This window comes from Algoriphagus ratkowskyi, assembly GCF_002150505.1.
Lineage (GTDB): Bacteria > Bacteroidota > Bacteroidia > Cytophagales > Cyclobacteriaceae > Algoriphagus > Algoriphagus ratkowskyi.
On record NZ_MSSV01000022.1, the window covers coordinates 45,179 to 51,214 of the forward strand.

Annotated in this window: 5 protein-coding genes; 2 read left to right on the top strand and 3 right to left on the bottom strand. The window is 39.6% G+C overall.

Going from position 1 to position 6,036, the window contains the following annotated elements; genetic code table 11:
- Positions 1–19: 19 nt before the first annotated feature.
- Positions 20–676: a hypothetical protein gene (locus BVH02_RS18400; protein WP_086502937.1), complete on the bottom strand. Its 657-nt coding sequence runs from the start codon at positions 674–676 to the stop codon at positions 20–22.
- Positions 677–804: 128 nt separating this feature from the next.
- Here BVH02_RS18400 and trpF point away from each other — a divergent pair, with 128 nt between their 5' ends.
- Complete coding sequence (gene trpF / locus BVH02_RS18405) at positions 805–1,425, top strand: phosphoribosylanthranilate isomerase (protein ID WP_086502938.1); 621 nt, start codon at positions 805–807, stop codon at positions 1,423–1,425.
- Positions 1,426–1,521: 96 nt separating this feature from the next.
- Here the strand turns inward: trpF and BVH02_RS18410 are convergent, their stop codons facing one another.
- Entirely contained in the window at positions 1,522–3,306 is a 1,785-nt protein-coding gene (locus BVH02_RS18410; RefSeq protein ID WP_086502939.1) for an arylsulfatase, read from the bottom strand.
- Between the two features lie 263 nt (positions 3,307–3,569).
- On the opposite strand from BVH02_RS18410, the gene BVH02_RS18415 reads away from it, so the two are divergent.
- On the top strand, positions 3,570–4,373 hold the full coding sequence (locus tag BVH02_RS18415; protein WP_086502940.1) for a hypothetical protein: 804 nt from the start codon (positions 3,570–3,572) through the stop codon (positions 4,371–4,373).
- A gap of 46 nt (positions 4,374–4,419) precedes the next feature.
- Here BVH02_RS18415 and BVH02_RS18420 read toward each other — a convergent pair whose 3' ends face one another.
- Entirely contained in the window at positions 4,420–5,829 is a 1,410-nt protein-coding gene (locus BVH02_RS18420; protein WP_086502941.1) for a sulfatase family protein, read from the bottom strand.
- Between the last annotated feature and the right edge of the window lie 207 nt (positions 5,830–6,036).

Genomic DNA, 6,036 nt, shown 5'->3' on the forward strand with positions numbered 1-6,036 from the left:
TAAAAAACAAGCTAAGAGCTTAATCCTTCCCATTATCAGTCATTAACATTTGCACTTTAAAACCTGAATCTATTAACATATCACCCAAACAATCATTTCTTGAACAGTAAGTGAGCACTTCATCGTACTTTTCCACCAAGCCAGTGCTCTTCTCGTAAACTTCATATCGAATATCTCTGTAAGTCACTTTATCATCGCTATCCTCTTGATTTACACGAATAGAATTTCCAGAATTGATCAACTCAAAATTATCCATTAAGGCATCTCTATAGACATTCCCATCCCATGTAGTTCCATTTTTAGGCGGAAAAATCAGGGTAACTAAAGCTTGATTATCGATGGTTCTTATCAAAGAGGCTCCGCGTTGAATAAGCGTATACTCTTTCACTGTATTCCAATTAACCTCATTGGTTGATTTCTGCCGATTTACAATGAAAACCTGCTCCCCTTCTGCATTAGTGTAAAAGCTTCTTATTCGATCTTTCAAATAATACTGCTCTCGTTCGGAATCATTTTCACCAAAATAGGTAATCTGGTCAATCGTATAGATCCAAAAGAGGCCAATCTCCAAGGGCTGAAAGTCATATCCAAAATCAGCCTGTGCTTCTTCTATTTCCCTTTCACATGAAAATAAAGCAAGAGCAAGGAAAAAGATGATCGGTAGCCGTATCTTCATAGTGCGTTTCAAAGACTAAAAATAATAGTAATTTCCTAAATATAGGGTAAGCATACGTTCATACAGTTTCGAAATACTTTTTTCTAGCCAATCATCCTGTTTATCTTAGCAAATTCAAAATTTGAACCATGGCTTTAAGCACTTTTGTAAAGGTAAGCGGCATCACTAATCTCACAGATGCCAGATATTGCGCTGGAATGTATGTGGATTTATTAGGTTTTTCTCTCGAAGAAGGAACCGACAAGTTCATCACTCCCTCCCAGTTTAATGAAATCACAGGATGGGTTTCAGGACTTGAATTTGTAGGAGAATTTTTAACAAGTACCTCATATGAGGTTGAAGAAACTCTCGCCAACTTCCCTTCTATTCAATGGATAGAACATGACAGAATAGAGCCTTTAGTAGAGATGGAAGGCAAAGGAAAAGGCTTGATTTATAAAATGGATTTGAAGGAAGTTCGACGCATAGAACTTGAAGTTGCTGAGAAACTAAATTCTTCCGGGATTATTTTTCACATTACCGCTGACCATGAGAAATTGGATGAGGAGGATATGGAGGCTATCAAAATTCTGAGCGATAACTGCAAAGTTATCTTAGGCGCCGGAATTACAGCAGAGAATGTTAAAGGGCTAATTACTGATCTTAATTTATATGGAATTTCTCTCACTGGTGGCGTTGAAATTAAGCCGGGTTTAAAAGACTTCGATGAACTGGCAGACATTCTTGAAGCGTTGGAAGTCGAAGATTAATATCCAACATAGAAAACCAAGCCCTGAATCAAACTTTGATTGAGACATGGCTAGCGTTAATGTTAAGCTGGAAGAATTAATACTTTCAGCTTTTTTTTATTCTAAGCGTTCTAAAACAAGCAATCTCAAATCAATAAAATCCTGACCTTTAATTTGTGATGCCATCATTGTAAGCGGATGACGACCTTTCTCCAACTGAATCACGCCCAATTCCATGGGTATGAAATCTTTTTCGTAAGATTCATCACGAACGACTCGATCGTATTCAATACCTACAAAACCTGAGTCATGTGCCTTACTAATGATGGCTTTAAGTTCGTTTCCCCGATGTTTTAATAGAAGTGCTGAACCCACCGCTGACTCTTTACAGGTATAATAGATAGTAGCCTTGTATTTGCCAGCAGTTAGTATATCAGTTCCCCAAGTGACACTATCTGTGGTGGCTGTCCAGTTGGTGAAAAAGGATGAATTGGGATGTCTGCTGGATCTTTTGATATTCCCATGGGGCAAACCATCTCTAGCTGGAAGCAAGGTGTATTTACTTTCTTTATATCCTACAGGAAATATTTCCTCCCTATTTCTATCCAACTCTGAAAGCACCGATTTTATCCATTCTTCTTTAGCATTAACCAATTCTAACTTCACCTTTTGCGATGGTTCTGCTATAGGGTTCTTCTGCTCTGGGTCTATGCTTAGGTCAAAGAGTTGATTATCCTTATCAAGAAGATGCTGCTGATTGCGTACACTTACATTTCCATTCCACTGACTATAGACTAACCTATCTTTCCATTCCGCATCAGCACCCACAAGTAGTGGCTTTAAGCTTCTACCATCTAATTGCTTATCAAAAGGGTTTGTTATTCCAGCCAAGTCCATCAGCGAAGGCAGAATATCAATTGCACTTGCAATTTGAGAGATAATTTTTGGTTGCAATTGATCTTTCCAAAAAACGATAAAAGGAGAACGAACGCCACCTTCGTCAGTACTTCCCTTGATACCCTTCAGTCCATCATTCCATCGCCAGCCGTTTGGCCCGTTGTCAGACATGTAGATTACTATCGTGTTATCCAACTTCCCTAATCTTTCTAAGTTGCCCATTACCTTGCCCACATTCCAGTCTATATTTTCACACAAAGCATAAGCTGCTCTTGTCTTGTCTGTTATTTCTTCATCTGCATATCGGTGCGTGGAATCAATGGGAGCATCTTTGTATTTGTCCCACCACACATCTGGTACTTGCATCGGGCTATGTGGTGTATTGAACGCCAAGAAGACGAAAAACGGTTGATCAGAACTTTTTTCAATGAAGTCCATTGCATGATCGGTTAGGTCATCGACGATGAACCCCTTCCCTTTAGTTACTTCGCCATTTTTCTCTAGCATAGGGCTGAAATAATTCCCCCAATGACCCGAGGTGAAGCCATAGAATTCTTCAAAACCTCTATTAGTAGGATGGTACGGAGGCTGAGAACCATTATGCCATTTGCCAAAAGCAGCAGTTTTGTACCCATTAGATTGAAAGATGTCCGCTATAGTTTTTTCGTCAAGATCTAGGCGTTCCCCTCCTTCTGAAGTAGAATAGATCCCTCCACGAGGATGATATCTCCCTGTCAAAATCTCAGCTCTAGTAGGAGAACAAACTGGACTGACATAAAAACGGATAAAATGAACACCCCTTTTCGCCAACTGATCGATGTTCGGAGTATAGACATGAGGGTTTCCATTGACCCCCAAGTCTCCCCATCCTTGGTCATCGGTTAAGATGACGATTACGTTAGGCTTGGGTTTCTCTATTGAATCTGTGGTGCAGGATTGGAGAAAAAGTATACCTATTCCTAAAAAAACTATCAATTGAAAAAAACGAGTGATCTTAAAAGTCATTTTGTAAAGAGAGTTTATTTAGGTTTCAACAGGTTAATCTGAGATACATTAAATAGCAGATCCTCTGCTGCTATCGCTTTCCAAATCAAATGACTTGAGAAAGTTTAGTTTGAGGAATCACAATTTATGCTTTCTTTCTTTCTATTTCAAGTTTATAGAAGTTCTCCAAGTATTGCCGCTTAAGCTTGAAAAATGATTTCATTTTAGTATTGTTATAATTCCCAATAGAACTGTGTTTTGGGGATATAATTAGACCTAGCTATATGCAACACTTGAAACCATTCCTTGCTGCGTTGTTGATTCTTTTTAGTTTCAACATATCGAAAGCCCAAATCCTCCACACCGAAAGCTTCACAGTAATCCTTGACTCTACAAAGCGAGTTCAAGGAAGTATTGTACCCGACTTGAAGTTTAAAAACCTAAAAGAGAATCTCTTTGAGTTTGAGAACACCGCCGATCTATCTATCAAATTTAAAAAGAATGCAGTCACCTTTGCCAACAAAATTGAACTCTCCAGATTTGGTAATCAAACACTTTTAAGCGGAGGATATGTCTATGCGGAGTATAGAAAAATCACCGAAACCAAAATAGCCATAGAGGTGTATAACCAGGTCCACTGGGCTGAAGCACGAGGTATGGAGTGGAAATATGCCGGAGGAGTGAACCTGAGGTTAAGAATGGTAACCAAACCGAATATTGGTTTCTATCTTGGTATAGGCCCATTTTATGAAAATGAACGATGGAATTACAAAGGTGTGTCGGATGACGTTTCCATACCTGTAGGTCCCGTGCCTATTATAAATGAAAACATAAAACTGGGATCCTATGCAAGTTTAAAATATGCCCCATTTGAAAAGATATTTGTTGATATCAGTTTGTATCATCAGGCTCGATTCGATGAGCTTTTCTCCTCGCCAAGACTAGCAAGTAGCTCCCGAGTGACTTACAAGTTCACAGAAGTGTTAGGCTTGTCCTTTATCTATCAAAATATCTACGATCCAAATCCAGTTGTTCCAATCGACAAACTTTTCAACAATGTCACCTTGGGACTAACTATTTCATTTTAATTTAAACACTGCGTTCCTTCTAAGGGACGCAGTGATTAAATCATTCTTACTGGACACTAACAATTCTCTTCTCTAGCTGCGTAGCTCCGAACACCATTTCTGCTAAATGCTTTTTGGCAATTTCTTCGATTTCTTTAACGATCTCCGGATGCTGGTCTGCCAGATCAAAGCGCTCTGAAGGATCATGTCCTAGGTTGTAAAGAGTTAGCTTTTCCAGCTTGGCAAGCTTTTCCGGATACCCAGCAGGATTGTTACTGTAGAAATAAAGTTTGAAATCACCCTTTCTCACTGCGAAAAGTCTATCTCCGTGGTAATAGAACATTTCATCTCTCGGAGTAGCATTTTCCCCACTAAAAACCGGACTTAAATCAAAGCCATCATAGACACGATCTTGAGGCATTTTTGCGCCAGCAAGTGTGGTAATCGTAGGCAATAAGTCAAGTGTACTTCCCATTTTTGAGATCACGCCTGGTTTTACATTTCCTGGTCCCCAGATTACCGTAGGAACACGAACTCCACCTTCATAGCTAGTTCCTTTTCCGCCGTAAAGAGAGCCAGAACTACCACCCTGCTCATTGTAAACCAACCAAGGGCCATTATCAGAAGTAAAAATCACATAGGTATTCTTATCCAGCCCATTATCCTTCAAAGCTCCAAGAATCTCTCCCACAGACCAATCTATCTCCTCGATTACATCCCCGTACAATCCTCGTTCGCTTTTCCCCAAGAAATCTCCAGAAGCAAAAAGCGGTACATGAGGAAGAGAATGAGCTAAATACAGAAAGAATGGCTTGTCTTTATTGGAGGAAATAAATTCTACAGCCTCGGCAGCATATCTTTTGGTGATGGTGTTTTGATCTGCAGGCCGCTCTATGACTTCGGTATTTCTCATCAGAGGCACGTTGAAATACTCAAATTTAGACTCAAGAAAAGCTTGCTGGTGAGTCACGTCATTCACGCGATCCATGTCATTGCTATAAGGAATTCCAAAGTAGGAATCGAATCCATGACTAGTAGGTAAGTATTGCGGCAGGTGCCCTAAATGCCATTTTCCAATTGCGGCAGTGGAGTAGCCAGCTCCTTTGAGAAGCTTTGCAATTGTATTCTCATAGGCAGGTAAACCTCCATCAGAATCCGGAAATAAAACCCTTCGCTTATTGCTGTACATCCCTGTACGTACCGGAAGTCTGCCTGTTAAAATCGCTGATCTACTCGGCGTACATACATTCGCTGCCACGTAGAAACTCGTCCATTTCTGTCCTTCCGTAGCCATTTGATCGATATACGGAGTCTTGATCGTAGGATGACCAAATGTACCCAAGTCTCCATAGCCCTGATCATCTGTAAAAATGATGATGAAGTTGGGTTTGGTTTCTTTTGTGTTTTGGGCAAAAAGTTGTGTGAATGAAAAGAATAAAACTAGCACTAGTGGGAAGCAAAAAATGGATTTTTTCATAAAATGAGATAGGGTTAATAGTTAGTATCGATAAGAAATTTAATTTATGTGATTATCCGCAATGATGCCAGTTGCCTTAGATTCTTTGTTTATCTGGTCGGAAGACCGATGACCGAAGACCGAAGTGACCTCAATTATAAATTTGAACAAATTCTAGATTGCTTTTCCCTCTTTACTGGTAGAAAAGCGGATATACATATTAATTTA

Coding starts and splice junctions, on each gene's coding strand:
- trpF (WP_086502938.1), top strand. CDS start 805: ATGGCTTTAAGCACTTTTGTAAAGGTAAGCGGCATCACTAATCTCACA.
- BVH02_RS18415 (WP_086502940.1), top strand. CDS start 3,570: ATGCAACACTTGAAACCATTCCTTGCTGCGTTGTTGATTCTTTTTAGT.
- BVH02_RS18400 (WP_086502937.1), bottom strand. CDS start 676: ATGAAGATACGGCTACCGATCATCTTTTTCCTTGCTCTTGCTTTATTT.
- BVH02_RS18420 (WP_086502941.1), bottom strand. CDS start 5,829: ATGAAAAAATCCATTTTTTGCTTCCCACTAGTGCTAGTTTTATTCTTT.
- BVH02_RS18410 (WP_086502939.1), bottom strand. CDS start 3,306: ATGACTTTTAAGATCACTCGTTTTTTTCAATTGATAGTTTTTTTAGGA.